The sequence below is a fragment of the Rathayibacter sp. AY1C4 genome (genome assembly GCF_002932195.1).
Classification (GTDB): domain Bacteria; phylum Actinomycetota; class Actinomycetes; order Actinomycetales; family Microbacteriaceae; genus Rathayibacter.
Genome location: NZ_PSWE01000032.1, coordinates 1 through 20633 on the forward strand (window position 1 = coordinate 1; position 20633 = coordinate 20633).

Below are 20633 nucleotides of genomic sequence, written 5' to 3' on the forward strand. Positions count from 1 at the left end.
CTCCTCGGCCGGGTCCTCGTGCGCGAGCTTGCCGCCGAGACGCTCGGGATCGATCCCCTCACCGGCGAGGACCCGGCCCGCACGCCGCCCCTGCTCCACGACCTCGACGGAGTGGACGTCGACGTCGACATCACCCCTCCCGCGCAGCCCGGCTCCCTCTCGCTCTCCGTCGCCGCCGACGCCGTCGACCTCGCCGAGTCGGGCTCCACCGCCCTCCAGCGCCGGTTCACAGGCGGGCTCCCCACGGTCACCGTCACCGACTCGCGCGTCGGCGCGCAGAACGACTGGTACGTCCTCGCCTCGGCGAGCGCCCTCACCGGCCCGAGCGCCTCGATCGGAGCCGACCACCTCGGCTGGACCCCGCGCCTGATCACCGGCACCGGCGCCGTCGCGGGCGATCCGGTCGCCTCCTCCCTCGAGGGCGGCGCGGGCCTGCGCGACGCGCTGCTGCTCGGAGCCGCCGGCGGGGCCGGCACCTGGAGCGCCGACGCCGAGCTGCGGCTGCTGGCCGAGCCGGACGTCGAGGCCGGCTCCTACCGCTCGACGATCACGCTGTCGCTGTTCGCCTAGGCGCGGACCAGCGCAACGGCCGGGGACCGCGCCCCGCGGTCACTCCTGAGCGACCGCGACCGCCACGACGAGCGCGGAGTGGACCGTCGGCTCCGAGACGGCGAAGTAGCGGCTCGAGCCCTCGATCCAGGCCTCGGTCGCACCCTCCCTGGTGCGGAAGCGGACGGGCTCGTCGCTCGAGGTCCCACGCCCGTCGGCCTTCGCGACCGCCTGCGAGCGCAGATCGGCGAGCACCTGCTCCGCCGTCGTCGCCCCGGAGGCCACGCGGTCGCGGACGGTGCGGGCGCGCACCGCGTCGATCCCGATGTCGCGTCCGGTCGCCAGCGCCGCGACCACCGCGCCGTCGCAGTGCGCGATGCTGATCCGCATCCGCTCCAGCGCCGGGTGCTCGCCGCGGAGCACCGGGCGGCCGTGCGGTCCGGAGCAGCGCTCGCAGCGCGCGTCCACGGCGACCTCGAGGGGATCGATCCCGAGCGTCTCGGCGGCAAGCTCGCGCACGAGGACCCGGCCGAGGAGGAAGCCGTCCCGGACCTCGCGCCGACTCGTCGCCTCGTAGCGCAGGCGCTCGGCGAGGGTGAGCAGGCGCAGCATCCGGTGGCGGGCGGAGTCGAGGACCTCGGGCCGCGCCCAGCGCAGCTGCACGTCGTCGGTGGCGAGGAGGGGGAGTCCGGTCATGCCCCGGACGCTACGCACGCCAGGCGACATCGGCGTGACGGGAGGGTGGCCGGAGGGAGACGGGCCGCTGTTGACTGGGACGCGTGCAGACCTTCCTCCCCTACCCCGACTTCCACCGCAGCGTCCGCGCCCTCGACGGCAAGCGGCTCGGCAAGCAGCGCGTCGAGACGCTGCAGGTCATGCGGGCGCTGACCGTCCCGGGGTACGGCTGGCAGAACCACCCCGTCACGCGGATGTGGCGGGGCTACCGGCCGGCGCTGATGACCTACCAGCGCGAGACCTGCGCGGAGTGGACGGAGCGCGGCTTCGCCGACACGTGCCTCGTGAAGACCGAGGAGGCCCTCGCCGCCGCCCCGGAGGATCTCGCCGCCTACCTGACCGGCGACTACGCGCTCCCGCCGTGGTTCGGCGACGAGCGGCTGCACCTCTCGCACCGCTCGAAGCTCGTGGCCAAGGACGAGGACCATTACGGCCCGCTGTTCCCCGGCACGCCGCCGGGGCTCGACTACCTCTGGCCCGTCGGCGCCTGAGCTCAGGCCGCGGGCGGGCGGAGGAACGGGATCGCGACGCGCGGACGGAACACCTCGCGCTGGTTCGCCTTCACCAGTCCGCAGATGATCAGCACGAAGTGCACCAGCCAGAGCACGGCGAACAGCGTGATCGGGATGCCGATCGGGTAGAAGCCCTTCGCGAGCGGGGTGTCGGAGGCGGCGAAGAGCAGCACGACGTGCGCGCCGAGCGTCACGACCCCGATCAGGATCACCGTCAGGCCCCAGTTCGCCGCGTTCCGCGCGTTCTCGGCGGCGAGCCCGCCCTTCCTCCGGGCGGACGGGTACACGGAGGCCATGACGATGCCGCCCACGATCAGGCTGAGGAACGGGATCCCGATGAACGCGAGGAAGCCGAGAGCGTACGAGAGGGCGCCCGTGGGCGGTGCGGGGACGGCCTGCGGAGGAGCGACCGGAGCGGCCTCCGGGGTCGTCGCGTCGGCCGGTCGAGGGTCGGAGGAGGGGCTCGCCATGCCGACAGCCTAGGGAACGCCGTCCCCCGGGGGCGGTCAGGGTCTTTTCAGGCCTCTGGCCGGGCCTTCGTCTTCGGGGGCTCTCGGGTTAGTCTGTCGAGGTTGACCTGCCGCACGGAGCGTGCAGGGCGTCGGCCGCGGTCGTCGCAGCATCCGGGGGGATTCGCGAAGGAGAAGGTTTGGCGTCCGACAGAAGGACCACCGGTGGTGTGGTCAAGGCGATCGTGGGCTTCCTGGGCATGAGCGTCGTGGCCGGAGTCCTCGTGACCGCCACCGTCACCCCGGCCGTGGCGCTCGCCGGAGTCGCCGCGAACCAGTCGATCGGCGTCTTCGACGGCCTGCCCGACTACCTCGAGGTCGACAAGCTCTCCGAGAAGAGCAACATCTACGCGACCGGCTCCGACGGCCCGCAGCTGCTCGCCTCCTTCTACGTCGAGAACCGCGTCGAGGTGCCGCTCGACCGCATCGCCCAGGCCGCCAAGGACGCCGCCGTCTCGGGTGAGGACCCCCGCTTCTACGACCACGGCGGAGTCGACCTCCCCGGCACCCTCCGCGCCGTCGCGCAGACCTATGTGCTCGGCAACGACGTGCAGGGCGGATCCTCGATCACCCAGCAGTACGTGAAGAACGTCCTCGTCGAGAAGGCCGTCCGTAACATCTCGGACGACGCCGAGCGCGCGGCCGCGATCGACGAGGCCACCCGGACCTCCCCCGAGCGGAAGCTCCGCGAGATGAAGCTCGCCATCGGCCTCGAGAAGCAGTACACGAAGGATCAGATCCTCCAGGGCTACCTCAACATCGCGTTCTTCGGAGGCACCACCTACGGCCTCGAGACCGCCGCGAACTACTACTACGCGACCTCGGCCGCTGACCTCTCGATCGCCCAGGCCGCGAGCCTCATCGCGATCGTCAACAACCCGGCCGTCCTGCGGATCGACCAGCCCGACAACCCGGACAACGGCGCCGCGAACGGCTACGCCCGCAACAAGGACCGCCGCGACTACATCATCGGCAAGATGCTCGAGGAGGGGAAGATCTCGCAGGAGGACCACGACGCCGCCGTCGCCGCTCCGATCGAGCCCCGCATCACCCAGCCCAGCACCGGCTGCTCGACCGCGGGCAACGCGGGCTTCTTCTGCGACTACGTCACCAACGTCCTGAAGAACAACGAGATCTTCGGCGCCGACGAGGACACCCGCTGGACCAACTTCCGCCGCGGCGGCCTCGACGTCTACACGACGCTCGACGTCGGCCTGCAGGACGCGGCCGTCGCCGCCGTCGACGCGCAGGTCCCGCAGACCTGGAACTTCGACGTCGGAGCCGTCTCCGTCAGCGTCGAGGTCGGATCCGGGCGCGTGCTCGCGATGACGCAGAACAAGAAGTACTCGCAGGATCCGGACGTCCTCACGACCGACCCGTCCTACAGCGCCGTGAACTACAGCACCGATCGGGCCAACGGCGGATCCTCCGGGATCCAGCCGGGCTCGACCTACAAGCTCTTCACGCTGGTGGAGTGGCTGAAGGAGGGCCACAGCATCAACGAGTCGGTCGACGGGACGCGCAAGTCCACCTGGGGCACCTTCACGGACTCCTGCGTCTCCGGCGGCACCGACACGAGCAACGAGACGAGCGCGAAGAACGACGAGGGCGGAACCGGCGAGGTCGGCACCCCGGTGTCCTTCACGAAGACCTCCCTGAACACCGGCTTCGTCGGCATGGCCCGTGAGCTCGACCTGTGCGGCATCCGCGACACCGCGGTCGACATGGGCGTGAAGCAGGGCAGCGGCGAGGAACTCGAGCACAACCCGTCGTCGGTGCTCGGCACGAACTACGTCTCGCCCCTCTCGATGGCCGGCGCCTTCGCCACCATCGCCTCCGGCGGCACGACCTGCGACCCCGTCGCGATCGACCGCATCACCGACTCCGCCGGAGCCGACCAGCCGGTGCCCCCGGCGAACTGCCGCCAGTCGATCGACCGCAACGTCGCCGCCACCGCGGCCGTCGCGCTGCAGGCGACCTTCACCGGCGGAGGGACGGCCGTGGCCTCCCGCACCGGCGACGGCGTTCCGCTGATCGGCAAGACCGGCACCACCGACGACGCGAAGGCCACCTGGATGACCGGAGCGAGCACCCGCGTCGCGACCGCCGTCGGCGTGTTCAACGTGAAGGGCGACGCGAACCTGCGCCTCGGCCGCTACTCCTTCGACTCCGGATCCGCCGCCACCGCGCGCCACCGCATCTGGCCGGTCGTCATGCGCGCCGCCGACGCGACGTACGGCGGGACGGCGTTCCCGGAGGCCGACGGCTCGCTGCAGGTCGTCCCGAAGGTCGACATCCCGGATGTCGTCGGGCTCTCCTCCGCCGACGCCGAGGCCAAGCTCGAGGCGGCCGGCTTCGGCGTCGTGCAGGGCGGCACGGAGGCGAGCGACGCCGCGGTCGGGACGGTCACCCGCGCCGACCCGTCGGGCTCGGCCCCGCGCGGCACCGCGATCACCGTGTTCACCAGCTCCGGCAACCAGAAGACCGTGCCGAACGTGACGGGCCAGGACCTGGAGGCCGCGAAGAACGCCTTCGGCGCCGCCGGCTTCACGAAGATCACGCTCGCCTGCGCCGAGGACCCGAAGGCGCCCGACGCCGGCCAGGTCACCGGGCAGGAGCCGGCCGGCGGCTCCCCCGTCGCTCCGGACGCCACGCTGAAGGTGACGATCACCGCGAAGAAGTGCCCCTGACCGGCGCCCGACGGCTCGCGAGAACGCGTCCGGCCCGCGAGGATCCTCGGATCCCGCGGGCCGGACGCGTTCCTGTCGGACGACGGCGTCGGAGCCGGGGCTACTGCCCGCGCCCCCGGATCGCGCCGACGATCGCGACGGTTGCGAAGTAGACGATGAGGGCCAGCACGCCGAACGAGGCGAGCGCCCCGCTGGCCTCGGCCCAGGGCCGTCGCTCGTCCGTCATGGTGCCGGGCATGACGATGTCGAGGGCGAACATGCCCACCGCCAGGGCGAAGCAGACGAGGCTCAGCACGAGCAGCGCCCGGACCGCCTTGCCCACGGGGTCGTAGTAGCGCGGGTTCGACATCGTGCCTCCGGTTCTCGTGCTCTCGTGTCTATCCCGCCCGGACCGCTGTGGCAAGCCGTGGGGACGCGAAGACCCCCGCCCCTCCCCCTCCGCGGGCGCCGCTCGCGACGACGGGCGGTGCCGTCGTCACGAGCGGTGTCTCGCGGAAGGAGGAGGGACGGGGGTCGGAGCGGGACCGGCTACGCGGCCAGCGGGAGGGCGGCGGCCGAGGTCACCAGCAGCTCGCCGGCGACGGCGTCGACGCGGACCGCGCCTCCGTCGGAGACCTCGCCGCTGACGAACAGGTCGGCGATCCGGTCGTCGATGGAGCGCTGGACGAGCCGGCGCAGGGGCCGGGCGCCGTACTGCGGCTCGTAACCGTTCTCGGCGAGCCAGTCGACGGCCGCCTCCGTCACCTCGAGCGTCACCTCGCGGGGAGCGAGGCGGGAGCGCGTGGTGTCGAGGACGATGCCGACGATCTCCCGCAGCTGCTCGCGGCCGAGGCGGCGGAACAGGACGATCTCGTCGATCCGGTTGAGGAACTCGGGGCGCATCGCCTCGCGGAGACGGCCCATGACGCGATCGCGCAGGTCCTTCTCCGAGGCGAAGCCCTCGGCCGACGCGTCGCTCTGAGCGACGAAGCCGAGCGCACCCGACCGCGAGGCCAGGAACTCCGAGCCGAGGTTCGAGGTCATGATGATCACCGTGTTGCGGAAGTCGACCGTCCGCCCCTGGCCGTCGGTCAGACGCCCGTCGTCGAGCACCTGCAGCAGCAGGTTGAACACGTCGGGGTGCGCCTTCTCGATCTCGTCGAAGAGGACCACCGAGTACGGGTTCCGGCGCACGCGCTCGGTCAGCTGACCGGCCTCGTCGTAGCCGACGTACCCGGGAGGGGCGCCGACCAGCCGCGAGACCGTGTGACGCTCGCCGAACTCGCTCATGTCGAAGCGGATGACCGACTGCTCGTCGGCGAAGAGGGAGCCTGCGAGGGTGCGCGCCAGCTCCGTCTTGCCGACACCGGTCGGGCCGAGGAAGAGGAACGAGCCGACCGGGCGCGAGGAGTCGCCGAGGCCTGTGCGGCTGCGGCGGACGGCCCGGGCGACAGCGGTGACCGCGTCGTCCTGGCCGATGACCCGCTGGTGCAGCTCGGTCTCGAGGTGCGCGAGGCGCTCGCGCTCCCCCTCCGTGAGCCGCGACACCGGGATGCCGGTGGCGCGGGCGATGACGGCCGCGATCTCGGTCTCGCCGACGACCGCCTCCGCGGGGGCGCTGCCGGTGGCCGCGTCGAGATCCGCCTGCACGGCGCTGATCTCGTCGCGGACGCGGGACGCCTCCTCGTAGTGCTCGGCCGAGACGGCCGCGTTCTTGTCGGCCTCCAGGGTCGCCAGACGCTCGAGCAGAGCTCCGGTGTCGACGCCGGCTCCGAGGCGGAGGCGGAGGCGCGCGCCGGCCTGGTCGATCAGGTCGATCGCCTTGTCGGGCAGCACGCGGTCGGTGAGGTACCGGGCCGAGAGCTCGACGGAGGCGCGGAGTGCCTCGTCCGTGAAGCGCACGCGGTGGTGCTCCTCGTAGGCGGGGCGCAGGCCGTGCAGGATGGCGACCGCGTCCTCGATGCCGGGCTCGCCGACGCGGACCGGCTGGAAGCGCCGCTCCAGTGCCGGGTCCTTCTCGATGGTGCGGTACTCCTTGAGCGTGGTGGCGCCGACGAGGTGCAGCTCGCCCTGGGCCAGACGCGGCTTGAGGATGTTGCCCGCGTCCATGCCGCCCTCGCCGCCGCCGCCCGCACCGACGACGGTGTGGACCTCGTCGATGAAGACGATCAGCTCGCCGGAGTGCGCCGCGATCTCGTCCATGGTGCCGGTGAGGCGCTCCTCGAAGTCGCCGCGGTAGCGGGTGCCGGCCAGCATGCCGGGGAGGTCGAGCGAGATCACGCGCTTGCCGCGCAGCTGCTCGGGGACCTCCTCCGCCACGATCGCGCGGGCGAGGCCCTCGACGATGGCGGTCTTGCCGACGCCGGCCTCGCCGACGAGCACCGGGTTGTTCTTGGTGCGGCGGCTGAGGATCTCGACGGTCTGCTCGATCTCGTCGGCGCGCCCGATGACCGGGTCGAGCCGGCCCTCGCGGGCGAGAGCGGTGAGGTCGGTACCGAACTTGTCGAGCAGCGGAGTGTCGGAGGCGGGCTGTCCCGCCTCCTGCTGCTGCGGGGCCTCGGTCTCGCGCATGCCCTGGGTGAGGGCCTCGGCGGTGACGCCGGCGCGGGCGAGGACCTGCCCGGCGGGGGCGTCCTGGCCGAGCACGAGCGCGAAGAAGAGGTGCTCGGGCTCGATGTAGGTCGAGCCGCTGGAGCGGGCGACCTGGTAGGCGTGGAACAGCGCGCGCTGCGCGCTGGGGGTGATGGTGGCCGCGTTCTGCGAGGCGTGGGCCTCGTCGGCCTGCGGGAGGCGCGCCTCCGCGGCGGTGGCGATGGCGGCGGGGTCGACGCCGATGCGGCGCACGGCCTGCGAGACGGTCTCGTCGTCGATGAGCACGCGGAGCACGTGCAGGGCGTCGAGCTCGGTCTGGCCGCGCTCGAGGGCGAAGCGTCCTGCGGACTGCAGGATGTCGCGGGTACGGGCGGTGAGGAATCGGCTGAGGTCGATCGACCGCGCCGCGCGGGCGCGCTCACCGTCGAGGTAGCGGGCGAGGAAGTCGTCGAACGAGCTCGCTCCGGCCTCGCTGTAGTTGTCGGGCACCTGTCCTCCTGAGGAAGTTGAGTCGGTTACGCTCAAGTTCAACGCAGGGTTGCCGTTCCTATTCCCAGCTCTCCCCCGCGAGATGCCGCTTCGGTCCGCGGCGGGCGTACGACCGGCGTCTCGCGGGGACGGGAAGAGGCACGGACTCCGGGGAGTCCGTGCCTCTCTGCGCCGACGCGCATTTCCTCCGGGGTGGGAGCTCTAGGGGACGAGGTAGCCCGCCGCGCGGAACAGCTCGTACCACTCCGGCCGCGTGAGCGGCAGGTCGGAGCCGAGGGCCGCATCGCGCACGCGCTGCTCATTGGTCGTGCCGAGCACGACCTGCATGCCCGCCGGGTGGCGGGTGATCCAGGCGGTGGCCACGGCGATCGCCGGGACCTCGTACGTCGCTGCGAGCCGGTCGATGACGGCGTTCAGCTCGGGGTAGGCAGGGTTGTCGAGGAAGACGCCGGTGAAGAACCCCGCCTGGAAGGGCGACCAGGCCTGCACGGTGATGTCGTTCAGGCGGCAGTAGTCGAGGATGCCGGCGTCGCGCATGACGGACTGGTCCTCGCCGACCATGTTGGAGGCGACGCCCTGCGCGATCAGCGGCGCATGGGTGATCGAGAGCTGCAGCTGGTTCGCCACGATCGGCTGGTTCAGCGACTTCTTCAGCAGCTCGATCTGGTACGGCGTCTGGTTCGAGACGCCGAAGTGCTTCACCTTGCCGGACGCGTGCAGCTCGTCGAACGCGCGGGCCACCTCATCGGGCTCGACGAGCGCGTCGGGCCGGTGCAGGAGCAGCACGTCGACGTAGTCGGTGCGCAGCGCCTTCAGCGAGCCCTCGACCGAGGCGATGAGGTGCTCGTACGAGAAGTCGAAGTAGGGGCCGTCCGGGACGATGCCCGCCTTGGTCTGCAGGACGACGTGCTCACGCTCCGACGGGGTGAGCGCCATCGCCTCGGCGAAGCGCTCCTCGCAGCGGTGCAGTTCGCCGCCGTACACGTCGGCGTGGTCGAAGAAGTCGATGCCGGAGTCGCGGGCGGCGCCGACGAGGCCGCGGATGGCCTCGTCGCTCATCTCGGGGATGCGCATGAGGCCGAGGACGACGTTCGGGGAGTCGACACCGGAGGTGCCGAGGGGGACGTGCTTCACAGGGAGTGCTCCTTCGTTGGATACCTCGTCCACGCTAGGCGCCCCGCCTGGGCGCCGTCCAACAGGGGGTGCTGGTGCGATTCATCCGGCGGAGTGGTGAATCGGCGGAGGGCGTCGAGGATGCCGGACGAACGTGGTGCCGCGACCCCGATTCCGCGGCAGGGAGGGAGTCCTTCGTCGTTCGTCCTGAGTTCTGAACGGCTTGTCCGCGCATCGCGACGGTGGAAGGCTGCGGCCATGACGATCGAGGTGCGCGCGGCCACCGTCTTCGACGACCTGGCGACGATGGTCGGCCCGAAGCGCCCCGACGCGAGCGTGTGCTGGTGCCTGAGCTACCGGCTCCGCTCCTCCGTCGAGAACCGGGCTCTCGCCGGTCCCGCTCGCGGTGCCCGGGTGCGGGAGCTCGTCGCGGAGGACCCCCCGCCCGGCGTCCTCGCGTACGACGGCGAGGAGGTGGTCGGCTGGGCGGCGGTGCACCCCCGGGCCGACACGAGCTACTCGACGAACCGGCGCATCCCGCACGTGGACGCCCTCGACGTGTGGAGCGTGTGGTGCCTGCGCGTGCGGCCCGGCTTCCGCGGGCGCGGGATCTCGCATCCGCTGCTCGAGGGCGCCGTCGAGTTCGCCCGAGCCCACGGGGCACCGGCGGTCGAGGGCTACCCGGTCGACAACGCCGGTGCGGAGGTCGACCGGACGATGGCGTACGTCGGCACGCGCTCGCTGTTCGAGCGCGCCGGCTTCGAGAAGGCCGCGGACACGACCTCGGTGCTCGACGGCTTCCCCCGGGTGCTGATGCGCCTGGCCCTCTGAGGCGCGCACGACGGCCGCTCCGGCCCCGCTCCGTGAGACACCGACGTGCCGCGCGAGGCGCCGCCGACAGGACGGCGCCTCGGCGACAGGGCGGCGCCTCGCCGGGTGCGGTGACCCGGCGCCCGCCCGCCGCCCGGAGACGAGGAACGGCCCCTCACCCGCGAGGGGAGGGGCCGTTCGCCGTGGAGGCCGGGACGTGGTGTCGACGCCTAGAAGTCCCAGTCCTCGTCCTCGGTGTTCACGGCCTTGCCGATCACGTAGGAGGAGCCGGAGCCCGAGAAGAAGTCGTGGTTCTCGTCCGCGTTGGGCGAGAGGGCCGACAGGATCGCGGGGTTCACATCGGTGACCTGCTTGGGGAACATCGGCTCGTAGCCGAGGTTCATCAGCGCCTTGTTCGCGTTGTAGTGCAGGAACTTCTTGACGTCCTCGGTCAGGCCGAGCTGGTCGTAGAGGTCCTGCGTGTACTGCGCCTCGTTGTCGTAGAGCTCGTAGAGCAGCGAGAACGTGTAGTCCTTGATCTCGTCGCGCTTGGCCTGGTCGACCCGCTCGAGCCCCTTCTGGAACTTGTAGCCGATGTAGTAGCCGTGCACGGCCTCGTCGCGGATGATCAGGCGCACGAGGTCGGCCGTGTTGGTGAGCTTGGCGCGCGAGGACCAGTACATCGGCAGGTAGAAGCCCGAGTAGAAGAGGAACGACTCCAGCAGCGTGGAGGCGACCTTCCGCTTCAGCGGGTCGTCGCCGCGGTAGTAGTCCATCACGATGGACGCCTTCTTCTGCAGGTTCGGGTTCTCCATCGACCAGCGGAAGGCCTCGTCGATGTCCTGGGTGTTCGACAGGGTCGAGAACACCGAGGAGTACGACTTGGCGTGGACCGACTCCATGAACGCGATGTTCGTGTAGACGGCCTCCTCGTGAGGCGTGATCGCGTCCGGGATGAGCGAGACGGCGCCGACGGTGCCCTGCACGGTGTCGAGCAGGGTGAGCCCGGTGAACACGCGCATGGTGAGCTGCTGCTCCTGGTGCGTGAGCGTGTTCCACGACTGGATGTCGTTCGACAGCGGGACCTTCTCGGGCAGCCAGAAGTTGCTCGTGAGGCGGTTCCACACCTCGACGTCCTTGTCGTCCTGGATCCGGTTCCAGTTGATCGCCTGGACGGAGTCGACGAGCTTGAGCTTCTCGGGGGGAGTCATGATTCCTTCTCGCTGCTGCGGATGGGTCGTGCGGAGGGGGGTGGGGCTGCGTGCTCTAGAGCATGCACGAGACGCACTGGTCGAGCTCGGTGCCCTCGAGCGCCAGCTGACGGATGCGGATGTAGTAGATCGTCTTGATGCCCTTGCGCCAGGCGTAGATCTGAGCGCGGTTGACGTCGCGGGTGGTCGCCGTGTCCTTGAAGAAGAGCGTGAGCGAGAGGCCCTGGTCGACGTGCTGCGTGGCGGCGGCGTAGGTGTCGATGATCTTCTCGTAGCCGATCTCGTACGCGTCCTGGTAGTACTCCAGGTTGTCGTTCGTCATGAACGGCGCCGGGTAGTAGACGCGGCCGAGCTTGCCCTCCTTGCGGATCTCGATCTTCGACGCGATCGGGTGGATCGAGGACGTCGAGTTGTTGATATACGAGATCGAGCCGGTCGGCGGGACGGCCTGCAGGTTCTGGTTGTAGATGCCGTGCTCCATGACCGAGGCCTTGAGCGCACGCCAGTCGTCCTGGGTGGGGACCGCGATGCCCGAGTCGGCGAAGAGGCGGGAGACGCGCTCGGTGGCCGGCGCCCACTCCTTCTCCGTGTAGGTGTCGAAGAACTCGCCCGAGGCGTACTTCGAGTCGGCGAAGCCCTCGAAGGTGGTGCCGCGCTCGATGGAGAGGTTGTTGGAGGCGCGCAGGGCGTGGAACAGCACCGAGTAGAAGTAGATGTTGGTGAAGTCGATGCCCTCCTCGGATCCGTAGTGGATCCGCTCGCGGGCGAGGTAGCCGTGCAGGTTCATCTGGCCGAGGCCGATGGCGTGCGACTTGTCGTTGCCGTCCTCGATCGAGCGGACCGAGGTGATGTGCGACTGGTCGGACACCGAGGTGAGGCCGCGGATAGCGGTCTCGATGGTGCGGCCGAAGTCGGGCGAGTCCATCGTCAGCGCGATGTTCAGCGAGCCGAGGTTGCAGGAGATGTCCTTGCCGATCTGCGCGTAGGAGAGGTCCTCGTTGTAGGTCGTCGGAGTGTTGACCTGGAGGATCTCGGAGCAGAGGTTGGACATGTTGATGCGGCCCTTGATCGGGTTCGCCTGGTTCACCGTGTCCTCGAACACGATGTAGGGGTAGCCCGACTCGAACTGGATCTCGGCGATGGTCTGGAAGAACTCGCGCGCCGAGATCTTGGTCTTCTTGATGCGCGGGTCGTCGACCATCTCGCGGTACTTCTCCGAGAGGGAGATGTCGCCGAAGGGGATGCCGTAGACGCGCTCGACGTCGTAGGGCGAGAAGAGGTACATGTCCTCGTTGTTCTTCGCGAGCTCGAACGTGATGTCGGGCACGACGACGCCGAGGGAGAGCGTCTTGATGCGGATCTTCTCGTCGGCGTTCTCGCGCTTGGTGTCGAGGAAGCGGAGGATGTCGGGGTGGTGCGCCGAGAGGTACACCGCTCCCGCGCCCTGGCGCGCGCCGAGCTGGTTGGCGTAGCTGAAGCTGTCCTCGAGGAGCTTCATCACGGGGATGATGCCCGAGGACTGGTTCTCGATCTGCTTGATCGGGGCGCCGGCCTCGCGGATGTTCGAGAGCGAGAGGGCGACGCCGCCGCCGCGCTTGGAGAGCTGGAGCGCGGAGTTGATGCCGCGGGCGATCGACTCCATGTTGTCCTCGATGCGCAGCAGGAAGCAGGAGACGAGCTCGCCGCGCTGGGCCTTGCCGGTGTTGAGGAAGGTCGGGGTCGCGGGCTGGAAGCGGCCGGCGACGATCTCCTCGACGAGGGCGGTCGCGAGCGTCTCGTCGCCCTGGGCGAGGCCGAGGGCGGTCATCACGACGCGGTCCTCGAAGCGCTCGAGGTAGCGCTTCCCGTCGAACGTCTTGAGCGTGTACGAGGTGTAGTACTTGAACGCGCCGAGGAAGGTCGCGAAGCGGAACTTCTTCGAGTACGCCTGGTCGTTGAGCTGCTGGATGAACTCGAACGAGTACTGGTCGAGCACGGCCTGCTCGTAGTACTCCTTCTCGACCAGGTAGTCGAGGCGCTCCTTGAGCGTGTGGAAGAACACCGTGTTCTGGTTGACGTGCTGCAGGAAGAACTCGCGAGCGGCCTCGCGGTCCTTGTCGAACTGGATCTCTCCGTTCGGGCCGTAGAGGTTCAGCATCGCGTTGAGCGAGTGGTAGTCCATCTGTGCGGCGTCGCGGGGAGCGTCGATCACTGCTGCGTCCAAAACGTGTCCAATCCTTCGTCGACGGCGCGGACGTCGTCGGGTGTTCCGAATACTTCGAATCGATAGAGGTGCGGCACCTCGCACTTGCGGGCGATGATGTCGCCGGCGAGGCAGTACGCCTCGCCGAAGTTCGTGTTGCCGGCGCCGATGACGCCGCGGATCAGGGAGCGGTTGCACGGATCGTTGAGGAACCGGATGACCTGCTTGGGGACCGCTCCTCCGCCGTTGCCGCCGCCGTAGGTGGGGAGGACGAGCACGTACGGCTCGTGGACGTGGAGCGTGTCGAGGGCGGCTCCGTCGCGACGGGCGTGGAGCGGGATGCGCTGCGCCGGCCGTCCGAGCTTCTCGATGAACCGGTGCGTGTTCCCCGAGCTGCTGGAGAAGTACACGAGCCCGCTCATCCTTCGGCCCCTCTCCCCGTCAGCTGCTGTTCTCGGTCCCGCCTCCGAGGCGGCTGCGCGGTGAGCCGCAAGGCGGAGGAAGAAGCCGCAGCGGCGCTACGGCGCCCGCCGACGACGCTGCGGATCGCCGTCCGTGCGCCTCAGAGGGTCGCGATCTTGTCGGGGCGGAAGCCGGACCAGTGGTCGTCGTCCGTGATGACGACCGGCGCCTGGAGGTAGCCGAGGGCCTTGACGGCCTCGAGGGCCTTCTCGTCCACGGAGAGGTCGAACACCTCGTAGTCGATGCCCTTGCTGTCGAGGGCGCGGTACGTCGCGGTGCACTGGACGCAGGAGGGCTTGGTGTAGACCGTCACAGCCATGGGTGTCGCCTTTCGGAGGGGGTGTCCCGGTGCCGCTCCCCGACCGGCGGCTCGCGATGCGGGCGGGGTCGGAGGGTGGTCCGGGTGAGTTCTGGGTGCCGGTGGGGCTCTCGCTCCGACCTGCTCAGCAATACTACATATAGGGGGCGGGCCGGTGTCAGCCCACTAGACGTAGTAGTTACAGCCGTGTAGTTATCCACCGGTTCCTCCCCCGTTCATCCACAGGCCGGAGCCCGTGGAACCGCGGAAGGACGCGGATCCGGACGAACCATCCACAGGTGTGGACAGAAGGATCCCGTTCACTGTGTACAACGCGCCACGGCGTGTCGGCATGCCCGACCGGTGGGGTCCGCGCGGCGGCTCGACCACAAGATGTGGTGGTCGGATCGCATCGCGGGGCATGCCCGGACGGTACGCCCGACCACCGACACCGCGAACGGTCAGAGGAGCTGCGCGGCCCACTCCCGGGCGACGGCGCGCAGGTGCGGGAGCGGGTCCGCGAGTGCCGCGGACGAGGAGCCGGCCGCCTCCGTCAGCGACACCGCCGCGGTGAAGCCGGGAGTCGGCGCCGCGATCGCCCCAGCGACGAGGAGCGTCCGCGCCCCGGCCGCCTCGGCGAGCGCGAGGACGTGCACCGGGACCTTGCCGGCGGCGGACTGCGCGTCGAAGCGCCCCTCCCCCGTGATGACGACGTCCGCGCCCGCGAGGAGCGCCGGGAGCCCGATCGCCCGTCCGACGGCGTCGGCGCCGGAGGTCGGGCGCGCGCCCCAGGCGAGCAGCCCGAAGCCCGTCCCGCCCGCCGCCCCGGAGCCCGGCGCATCGGGATCCGCGTCCAGGTGCGCAGCGAGACGGCGGAGGCCGCTCTCGAGGAGGAGGACGTCCTCGGGGCCGGCCCCCTTCTGCGGTCCGAAGACGCGGGCCGCCCCGGAGTCGCCGAGCAGCGGGGTCGCGACGTCGCTGAGCACGACCGCGCCTCCGGGCGGCAGAGGACGCAGCCCGCGGAGGTCGGCGGCGGCGAGCGCGGGCAGCGCACCGCCTCCCTCGCCGAGGTCGCGGCCGGAGGTGGTGGAGAAGCGTGCGCCGAGCTCGCGGAGCGCTCCGACTCCGCCGTCGGTCGAGGCGCTGCCGCCGATCGCCAGCAGCAGGGCGTGCGCCCCCGCGTCGAGGGCGGCGGCGATCGCGCGGCCGAAGCCGCGCGTGTGCGCGGTGAGCGGTCGGAGCGGGTCGAGCAGCGTGATGCCGCTCGTGGAGGCGAGCTCGACGACGGCCGTCCCGTCGGGGAGCAGCAGCCACCAGGCGCGGACCGGCCGGGAGTCCGGGCCGGGCACGACGGCCGGCAGCCGCTGCGACCCCGGGACCGCGAGCGCGAAGGCCTCGACCGTGCCCTCTCCCCCGTCGGCCATCGGCGCGAGGACGATCTCGTCCCCCGCGCGCGCAGCGCTCCAGCCCTCGGCGATCGCCCGCGCGACCTCGACCGCGCTCGCCGACCCCTTGAAGGAGTCGGGCGCGACGACGACCCTCAGCCTGCCCACGCGCTCAGTGTGGCACCGCGCCGCCGCTCAGAGCGGGGTCGCGAGCCGGTAGCCGCGCTTGATCACCGTCGCCACGAGCCGCGGTTCGGGGAGAGCCTGACGGAGGCGGCTGACAGCGACGTCGACCGCGTGGTCGTCGAGAACCTCCGGCGCGGAGGCCGCGAGGACGTGACGCGCGACGGTCGCGCCCTCGGCGGCGACGAGAGTCCGGAACAGCGCGAGCGCGACCGGGGTCAGCGCCACCCGGGTCCCGGCCAGGACGGCGTGCCGGCCTCGGAGCTCGAGAGTGCCGAAGGCCGTCTCGATGCGGGGCGACGCCTGCTCGAGGTGCTCGCAGGTCAGGCGGATGAGCGCGCCCATCCGGAACCGGTCCGGCACGACCGGGAGGATCCCTGCCTCGACCAGGGGTGCTGCGGTCACCGGGCCGACGGCGGCGGCGACCACCGTCTCGCGGAAGGCCGCCTGGAGGTCGTCGAGGCGGCCCGCGGCCTCCGCGACCGTGAAGAGCGCCTCCACCGCCGGCGCGCTGGTGAAGGTGACGGCGTCGATGCCCCCTCCGCAGACCGCGTCGATCAGCCGCAGCACCCGGGCGGAGTCCTCGTGCACGCTCCAGCGGTAGGGCGCGGCCGTGAGCACCCGGGCGCCGGCGTCGCGGAGACGCTGCAGCTGAGCCGGGTCGGTGAATCCGTGCAGCTGCACCGCGATCGTGCGGCCGGCGACGCCCTCGCGCAGAGCCAGGTCGACGAGGGAGGTGGTCGTCTCGCGCTCGCTCATCCCGTGGTCGTCGAGACCCGCCGCACGGATCGCTCCGCGCGCCTTGGGCCCGCGGACGAGGATCCGCGCGGAGGACAGCGCGTCGGCCAGCTCGATCCCCGCGGCGTCCGCGGCCTCGAGCCAGCGCCGCAGGCCGTAGGAGGTGGTGGCGAGGAGCACGTCGGGACGGGCGGCGACGATGGCGCGGGTCTCCTCCTCGAGCGCGCCCTCGGTGTCGACGCCGCGCATGCGGATGGTGGGGGCGTGCGTCACGGCGGCACCGCGGCGCTCGAACGCGGCGATCAGGTCCTCGGAGCGGCGGTCGGAGGTGACCCCGATGCGGAAGCCGTCCAGCTGGTCGGGTCGGAACCCCACGGCGGCGTCGGGATCGGTGCCGGTCATGCTCGGCCCCCTCGAGATCTCACGCGGTCAGTGCATCGACCGCTCGGGCGATGCTCTCGGGGTCCCCCGCATCATGGCACGCGGCCTGCCGGACCACCTCGCCGATGACGATCACGGCGGGCGAGCGCGGTGCCAGCTCGGCGAGCAGGCCGAGCACTCCGCCGACCGACGAGACCGTCGTGCGCTGGTCGCGCGACCAGCCCCGCTCGACGATCGCGAGGGGCGTGTCGGCGCGCATCCCCGCGCGCTGCAGCCCGGCGACGAGGTGCGGGAGGGTGTTCACGCCCATCAGCACCACGATCGTCCCGCCCAGCCCGGCCAGATGGCCGAGCTCCTGCTCGCTGAACGGCGCATGGCCCGAGACCACGGTGAAGGCCCTGCTGACCTCGCGATGGGTGACCGGGATCCCGGCGGCGGCGGGCACCGAGATCGCGCTGGTCACTCCGGGGACGACCGTGGAGCCGACGCCGGCCAGCCGGCACGCGCGCACCTCCTCCGACCCGCGGCCGAACACGAACGGATCGCCGCCCTTCAGGCGCACGACGTCCAGACCCGCGAGGGCCCGCTCGATCATCAGCCGCTCGATCTCGTGCTGCGGCACCGCATGATGACCCGGCGTCTTGCCGACGTCGATCAGCTCGGCGCCGGGCGCCCACTCGGCCAGGCCCTCGTGCGGACCGAGCCGGTCGTAGAGCACCACGTCCGCGTCGCGGAGGGCGCGGCGGGCGGCGAGGGTCATCAGATCCGGATCGCCGGGGCCGCCGCCGACGATGCTGACGTGCCCGACCGGCCGGGTCGGCGCGGGGGCCTCGTCGACGATCCAGGGGCAGAGCTCGGCCGCCGCTGCTCGGAGCGGCGCCGGCCCCTCCACCCACACGATCAGGGCCGGGGGCGCCGGGGTGAGCGCGTCCTCCGCCTCGTGCCGCTCGACGAGGGCGCCGGCGGCTCGGTAGCGGGCGAGCACGCGGCGGGTCCCGGAGGCGGTGCCGATCACGAGCACACGGCGTCCGGCGAGGTCGAGGGAGAGCTGCATCACGAGTCCGATCCGATCCCGGCCGGACCGACGGGGATCCTCGGCCCCGCGACCAGCACGGGTCCGTCCGGTCTCTCGTCCCGGCCGGCGGGCCGGACCTGCCCGCGCTCGCGCACGGTCGCGACGCGCGGATCCGCGGTGTCCGGGGCGTTCACGAAGGAGCGGAAGCGGCGGAGCCGGTCGGGATCGGCGAGGGTCGCCGCCCACTCGTCGACGTAGGTGTCGACGTGCGTGGCCATGGCGGCCTCCAGCTCGGCGGCGATGCCGAGCGAGTCCTCGCAGACCACCTCGCGCACGTGGTCGAGTCCGCCGGGGAGCTCCTCCTGCCAGCGGGCGGTGCGCTGGAGCCGCTCGGCCGTGCGCACGTAGTACATGACGTAGCGGTCGATGTAGCGCACCAGGGTCTCGTCGTCGAGGTCCTGCGCGAGCAGCTGGGCGTGCGCCGGCTGGTAGCCGCCGTTGCCGCCGACGTAGAGGTTCCAGCCGAGGTCGCTCGCGATGACGCCGATGTCCTTCCCCCGCGCCTCGGCGCACTCGCGGGCGCAGCCGCTGACCCCGAGCTTGAACTTGTGCGGCGAGCGGAGACCCCGGTACCGCTCCTCGAGGAAGACCGCCATCCCGACCGCGTCCTGGACTCCGAAGCGGCACCAGGTCGATCCGACGCACGACTTGACCGTGCGCAGCGACTTGCCGTACGCCTGACCCGACTCGAAGCCGGCGTCGACGAGGAGGCGCCAGATCTCGGGCAGCTGCTCGAGGCGGGCGCCGAACATGTCGATCCGCTGCCCGCCGGTGATCTTCGTGTAGAGGCCGTACTGCTCGGCGACCTCGGCGATCACCTTGAGCTTCGCCGGCGTGATCTCGCCTCCGGGGATCCGCGGGACGACGGAGTAGGTGCCGTCCTTCTGCATGTTGGCCAGGGCGCGGTCGTTGGTGTCCTGCAGCGGCGCCTGGCCGCCGTCGAGGATGTAGGCGTTCGTCTGGGTGGCCAGGACGGAGGCGATCACCGGCTTGCAGACGTCGCAGCCCAGCCCGGAGCCGAAGCGCTCCATCACCTGCTCGGCCGAGTGCAGCCCGAGGATGCGGACCGACTCGAACAGCTCGCTGCGGCTGAGCGCCACGTGCTCGCAGAGGGCGCGGGAGACCTCGACGCCCGCACGGATCAGCTCCGTGTCGAGCAGCTTCTTCACCAGGGGCACGCACGATCCGCACTGGGTGCCCGCGCGGGTGCAGGCCTTGAGCGGCCCCAGATCGGTGCACCCCTCGCCGATCGCGTGGCGGACCTCGCCGACCGAGACGTTGTTGCACGAGCAGACCTGGGCGTCGTCCGGAAGGTCGCCCGAGGGCGCCTCCGCCCCCGCCGCCGCGAGGTAGGCGCCGGGCTCGGCCGGCAGCTCGCGCCCCAGCAGCGGGCGGAGGGAGGAGTAGGGACCCGCGTCGCCGACGAACATCCCGCCGAGCAGCGTGCGCGCATCGTCCGAGACGACGACCTTCTGGTAGAGACCGCGGGCCGGATCGGCGTAGACGACCTCGAGCGCTCCCTCCGTGGTGCCGAGGGCGTCGCCGAAGCTGGCGACCTCCACGCCCGAGAGCTTGAGCTTGGTGGCGTCGTCGACCCCCGGGAAGGTCGCGTCGCCGCCGAGGATCCGGTCGGCGACCACCTCCGCCATCGCGTTGGCGGGTGCGATGAGCCCGACCGTGCGGCCGGCGATCGCGGCGACCTCGCCGATGGCCCAGACTCCCGCCCTGCTGGTGCGGCAGGCCTCGTCGACGACCACGCCTCCGCGCGGTGCGACCTCGATCCCGACCGCTCGGGCGAGCTCGTCGCGCGCCGTGATCCCGATGGAGAAGACCACGAGATCGGCGCTGATGCTGCTGCCGTCGGTCAGCGCGACGCCGAGCACCGTCCCCGTCGGCGAGGTGAGGATCGCGGTGGGCCGGTTGCCGAGGTGCAGCGCGATCCCCTGCGCCGAGATGATGCGGCCGAGGGCCTGCCCGGCGCCCTCGTCGAGCTGCGCGCTCATCAGCCAGCGGCCGGAGTGGACGAGGGCGGTGCGCGCACCGAGCCGGTGCGCGCCTCCCGCCGCCTCGAGGCCGAGCAGACCGCCGCCGACCACGACCACGATCGCGGGGCGTCCGCGCCGGGCGCGGAACGCGGCGAGCTCGGCGACGAGCCCGTCCACGTCCTCGAGCGTGCGGTAGACGCGGCCGTGCTCGGCGCCCTCGATCGGCGGGACCGTGGCGGAGGAGCCCGTCGCCAGGACGATCTCGTCGCCCTCGAGGGAGCGGCCGTCCGCGAGCTCGACGCGCAGGCGGTCGGGATCGATCGCGACGACACGGGAGGAGGTGATCAGCCGCGCCGACTCCCACAGAGCGCCGTCGCCCAGAGTCAGGTCGTGCTCGCCGTCGAGGCGCTTCGAGAGTGCGACGCGGTCGTAGGGACGGTGCACCTCCTCGCCTAGGACGGTGATCTCCAGCGCCTGGTCGCCGGCCCGGGCGACGAGCGCGTCGACCAGGCGGTGCGCGGCGGGTCCCGCTCCGACGACGAGCACGCGTCGGGGCCGGGCGGCGGGGTTCGCTCCAGGAGTCATGACGTCCACCGTAGGGACGGCCCGTTTCCCCGCCGTTGCCCCTGTGTAACAGCGTGTGACGCGCGCCTCTCGGCGAGCGCCGCAGGCCGTGAGGGCTTCGTTACGCCCGTGACACCGGAGGCGTGCTCGCACGAAACGCGCGATCCCTACCGTTGCCTCATCGCGTCCGA

Annotated in this window: 17 protein-coding genes; 4 read left to right on the forward strand and 13 right to left on the reverse strand. The window is 71.5% G+C overall.

The annotated features are described in order from the left end of the window. Window positions 1–570: hypothetical protein (locus C5C99_RS17225; RefSeq protein ID WP_104340261.1), on the forward strand; the 570-nt coding region annotated here is incomplete at its 5' end. 39 nt (window positions 571–609) lie between these two features. Here C5C99_RS17225 and C5C99_RS14170 read toward each other — a convergent pair. Beyond that, window positions 610–1245 (reverse strand): 4'-phosphopantetheinyl transferase superfamily protein, encoded by a 636-nt coding sequence (locus tag C5C99_RS14170; RefSeq protein WP_104224364.1) that lies wholly within the window; start codon window positions 1243–1245, stop codon window positions 610–612. Between the two features lie 83 nt (window positions 1246–1328). Between C5C99_RS14170 and C5C99_RS14175 the strand changes: the two genes are divergently transcribed. Next, on the forward strand, window positions 1329–1775 hold the full coding sequence (locus tag C5C99_RS14175) for an MSMEG_6728 family protein (protein WP_104340262.1): 447 nt from the start codon (window positions 1329–1331) through the stop codon (window positions 1773–1775). A gap of 2 nt (window positions 1776–1777) precedes the next feature. Here C5C99_RS14175 and C5C99_RS14180 read toward each other — a convergent pair whose 3' ends face one another. After that, entirely contained in the window at window positions 1778–2266 is a 489-nt protein-coding gene (locus C5C99_RS14180) for a DUF4870 domain-containing protein (protein ID WP_104340263.1), read from the reverse strand. A 179-nt stretch (window positions 2267–2445) separates the two neighbouring features. Here C5C99_RS14180 and C5C99_RS14185 point away from each other — a divergent pair, with 179 nt between their 5' ends. Then, window positions 2446–4995, forward strand: coding sequence for a transglycosylase domain-containing protein (locus C5C99_RS14185; protein WP_258063707.1), 2550 nt, complete (start codon window positions 2446–2448; stop codon window positions 4993–4995). Between the two features lie 100 nt (window positions 4996–5095). On the opposite strand, the gene C5C99_RS14190 is transcribed toward C5C99_RS14185, so the two are convergent. The 3 genes from C5C99_RS14190 to C5C99_RS14200 all read right to left on the reverse strand — a co-directional run bounded on the left by C5C99_RS14190 (window position 5096) and on the right by C5C99_RS14200 (window position 9189). Beyond that, a complete protein-coding gene (locus tag C5C99_RS14190) occupies window positions 5096–5344 on the reverse strand; it encodes a hypothetical protein (protein ID WP_104224361.1) in 249 nt (82 codons plus the stop codon). Window positions 5345–5523: 179 nt separating this feature from the next. After that, entirely contained in the window at window positions 5524–8055 is a 2532-nt protein-coding gene (locus C5C99_RS14195) for an ATP-dependent Clp protease ATP-binding subunit (protein ID WP_104340264.1), read from the reverse strand. Between the two features lie 201 nt (window positions 8056–8256). Then, window positions 8257–9189, reverse strand: a complete 933-nt coding sequence (locus tag C5C99_RS14200; RefSeq protein WP_258063708.1) for an aldo/keto reductase family oxidoreductase — start codon at window positions 9187–9189, stop codon at window positions 8257–8259. Between the two features lie 237 nt (window positions 9190–9426). On the opposite strand from C5C99_RS14200, the gene C5C99_RS14205 reads away from it, so the two are divergent. Continuing rightward, on the forward strand, window positions 9427–9999 hold the full coding sequence (locus tag C5C99_RS14205; RefSeq protein ID WP_104269654.1) for a GNAT family N-acetyltransferase: 573 nt from the start codon (window positions 9427–9429) through the stop codon (window positions 9997–9999). Between the two features lie 209 nt (window positions 10000–10208). Here C5C99_RS14205 and nrdF read toward each other — a convergent pair whose 3' ends face one another. The 8 genes from nrdF to nirB form a co-directional block, all read right to left on the reverse strand. Beyond that, window positions 10209–11189, reverse strand: a complete 981-nt coding sequence (gene nrdF, locus C5C99_RS14210) for a class 1b ribonucleoside-diphosphate reductase subunit beta (RefSeq protein WP_104224358.1) — start codon at window positions 11187–11189, stop codon at window positions 10209–10211. Between the two features lie 55 nt (window positions 11190–11244). Continuing rightward, window positions 11245–13350 (reverse strand): class 1b ribonucleoside-diphosphate reductase subunit alpha, encoded by a 2106-nt coding sequence (nrdE, locus tag C5C99_RS14215; RefSeq protein ID WP_104340269.1) that lies wholly within the window; start codon window positions 13348–13350, stop codon window positions 11245–11247. Window positions 13351–13376: 26 nt separating this feature from the next. Next, window positions 13377–13793, reverse strand: coding sequence for a class Ib ribonucleoside-diphosphate reductase assembly flavoprotein NrdI (gene nrdI, locus C5C99_RS14220; protein WP_104224357.1), 417 nt, complete (start codon window positions 13791–13793; stop codon window positions 13377–13379). A 140-nt stretch (window positions 13794–13933) separates the two neighbouring features. Next, window positions 13934–14152 carry a glutaredoxin-like protein NrdH gene (gene nrdH, locus C5C99_RS14225; RefSeq protein ID WP_068255139.1) on the reverse strand — a complete coding sequence of 73 codons (219 nt, stop codon included), beginning with the start codon at window positions 14150–14152 and terminating at the stop codon, window positions 13934–13936. A 440-nt stretch (window positions 14153–14592) separates the two neighbouring features. Next, window positions 14593–15675 carry a glycerate kinase gene (locus C5C99_RS14230; protein WP_219813636.1) on the reverse strand — a complete coding sequence of 361 codons (1083 nt, stop codon included), beginning with the start codon at window positions 15673–15675 and terminating at the stop codon, window positions 14593–14595. A gap of 36 nt (window positions 15676–15711) precedes the next feature. Beyond that, a complete protein-coding gene (locus C5C99_RS14235) occupies window positions 15712–16839 on the reverse strand; it encodes a uroporphyrinogen-III synthase (protein ID WP_104224355.1) in 1128 nt (375 codons plus the stop codon). Window positions 16840–16858: 19 nt separating this feature from the next. Beyond that, window positions 16859–17872: a uroporphyrinogen-III C-methyltransferase gene (cobA, locus tag C5C99_RS14240; protein WP_104227191.1), complete on the reverse strand. Its 1014-nt coding sequence runs from the start codon at window positions 17870–17872 to the stop codon at window positions 16859–16861. Further along, the gene (gene nirB, locus C5C99_RS14245) at window positions 17872–20463 is read right to left on the reverse strand and encodes a nitrite reductase large subunit NirB (protein ID WP_104340270.1); all 2592 of its coding nucleotides are present in this window, start codon (window positions 20461–20463) and stop codon (window positions 17872–17874) included. The genes cobA and nirB overlap by 1 nt, the downstream gene beginning before the upstream one ends. Window positions 20464–20633 lie beyond the last annotated feature (170 nt).

Excerpts from the sequence above, each read along its gene's own strand:
- C5C99_RS14170 (WP_104224364.1), bottom strand. The coding sequence starts at position 1,245 with ATGACCGGACTCCCCCTCCTCGCCACCGACGACGTGCAGCTGCGCTGG.
- C5C99_RS14180 (WP_104340263.1), bottom strand. The coding sequence starts at position 2,266 with ATGGCGAGCCCCTCCTCCGACCCTCGACCGGCCGACGCGACGACCCCG.
- C5C99_RS14190 (WP_104224361.1), bottom strand. The coding sequence starts at position 5,344 with ATGTCGAACCCGCGCTACTACGACCCCGTGGGCAAGGCGGTCCGGGCG.
- C5C99_RS14205 (WP_104269654.1), top strand. The coding sequence starts at position 9,427 with ATGACGATCGAGGTGCGCGCGGCCACCGTCTTCGACGACCTGGCGACG.
- nrdF (WP_104224358.1), bottom strand. The coding sequence starts at position 11,189 with ATGACTCCCCCCGAGAAGCTCAAGCTCGTCGACTCCGTCCAGGCGATC.
- nrdE (WP_104340269.1), bottom strand. The coding sequence starts at position 13,350 with ATGGACTACCACTCGCTCAACGCGATGCTGAACCTCTACGGCCCGAAC.
- nrdI (WP_104224357.1), bottom strand. The coding sequence starts at position 13,793 with ATGAGCGGGCTCGTGTACTTCTCCAGCAGCTCGGGGAACACGCACCGG.
- nrdH (WP_068255139.1), bottom strand. The coding sequence starts at position 14,152 with ATGGCTGTGACGGTCTACACCAAGCCCTCCTGCGTCCAGTGCACCGCG.
- C5C99_RS14235 (WP_104224355.1), bottom strand. The coding sequence starts at position 16,839 with ATGACCGGCACCGATCCCGACGCCGCCGTGGGGTTCCGACCCGACCAG.
- cobA (WP_104227191.1), bottom strand. The coding sequence starts at position 17,872 with ATGCAGCTCTCCCTCGACCTCGCCGGACGCCGTGTGCTCGTGATCGGC.
- nirB (WP_104340270.1), bottom strand. The coding sequence starts at position 20,463 with ATGACTCCTGGAGCGAACCCCGCCGCCCGGCCCCGACGCGTGCTCGTC.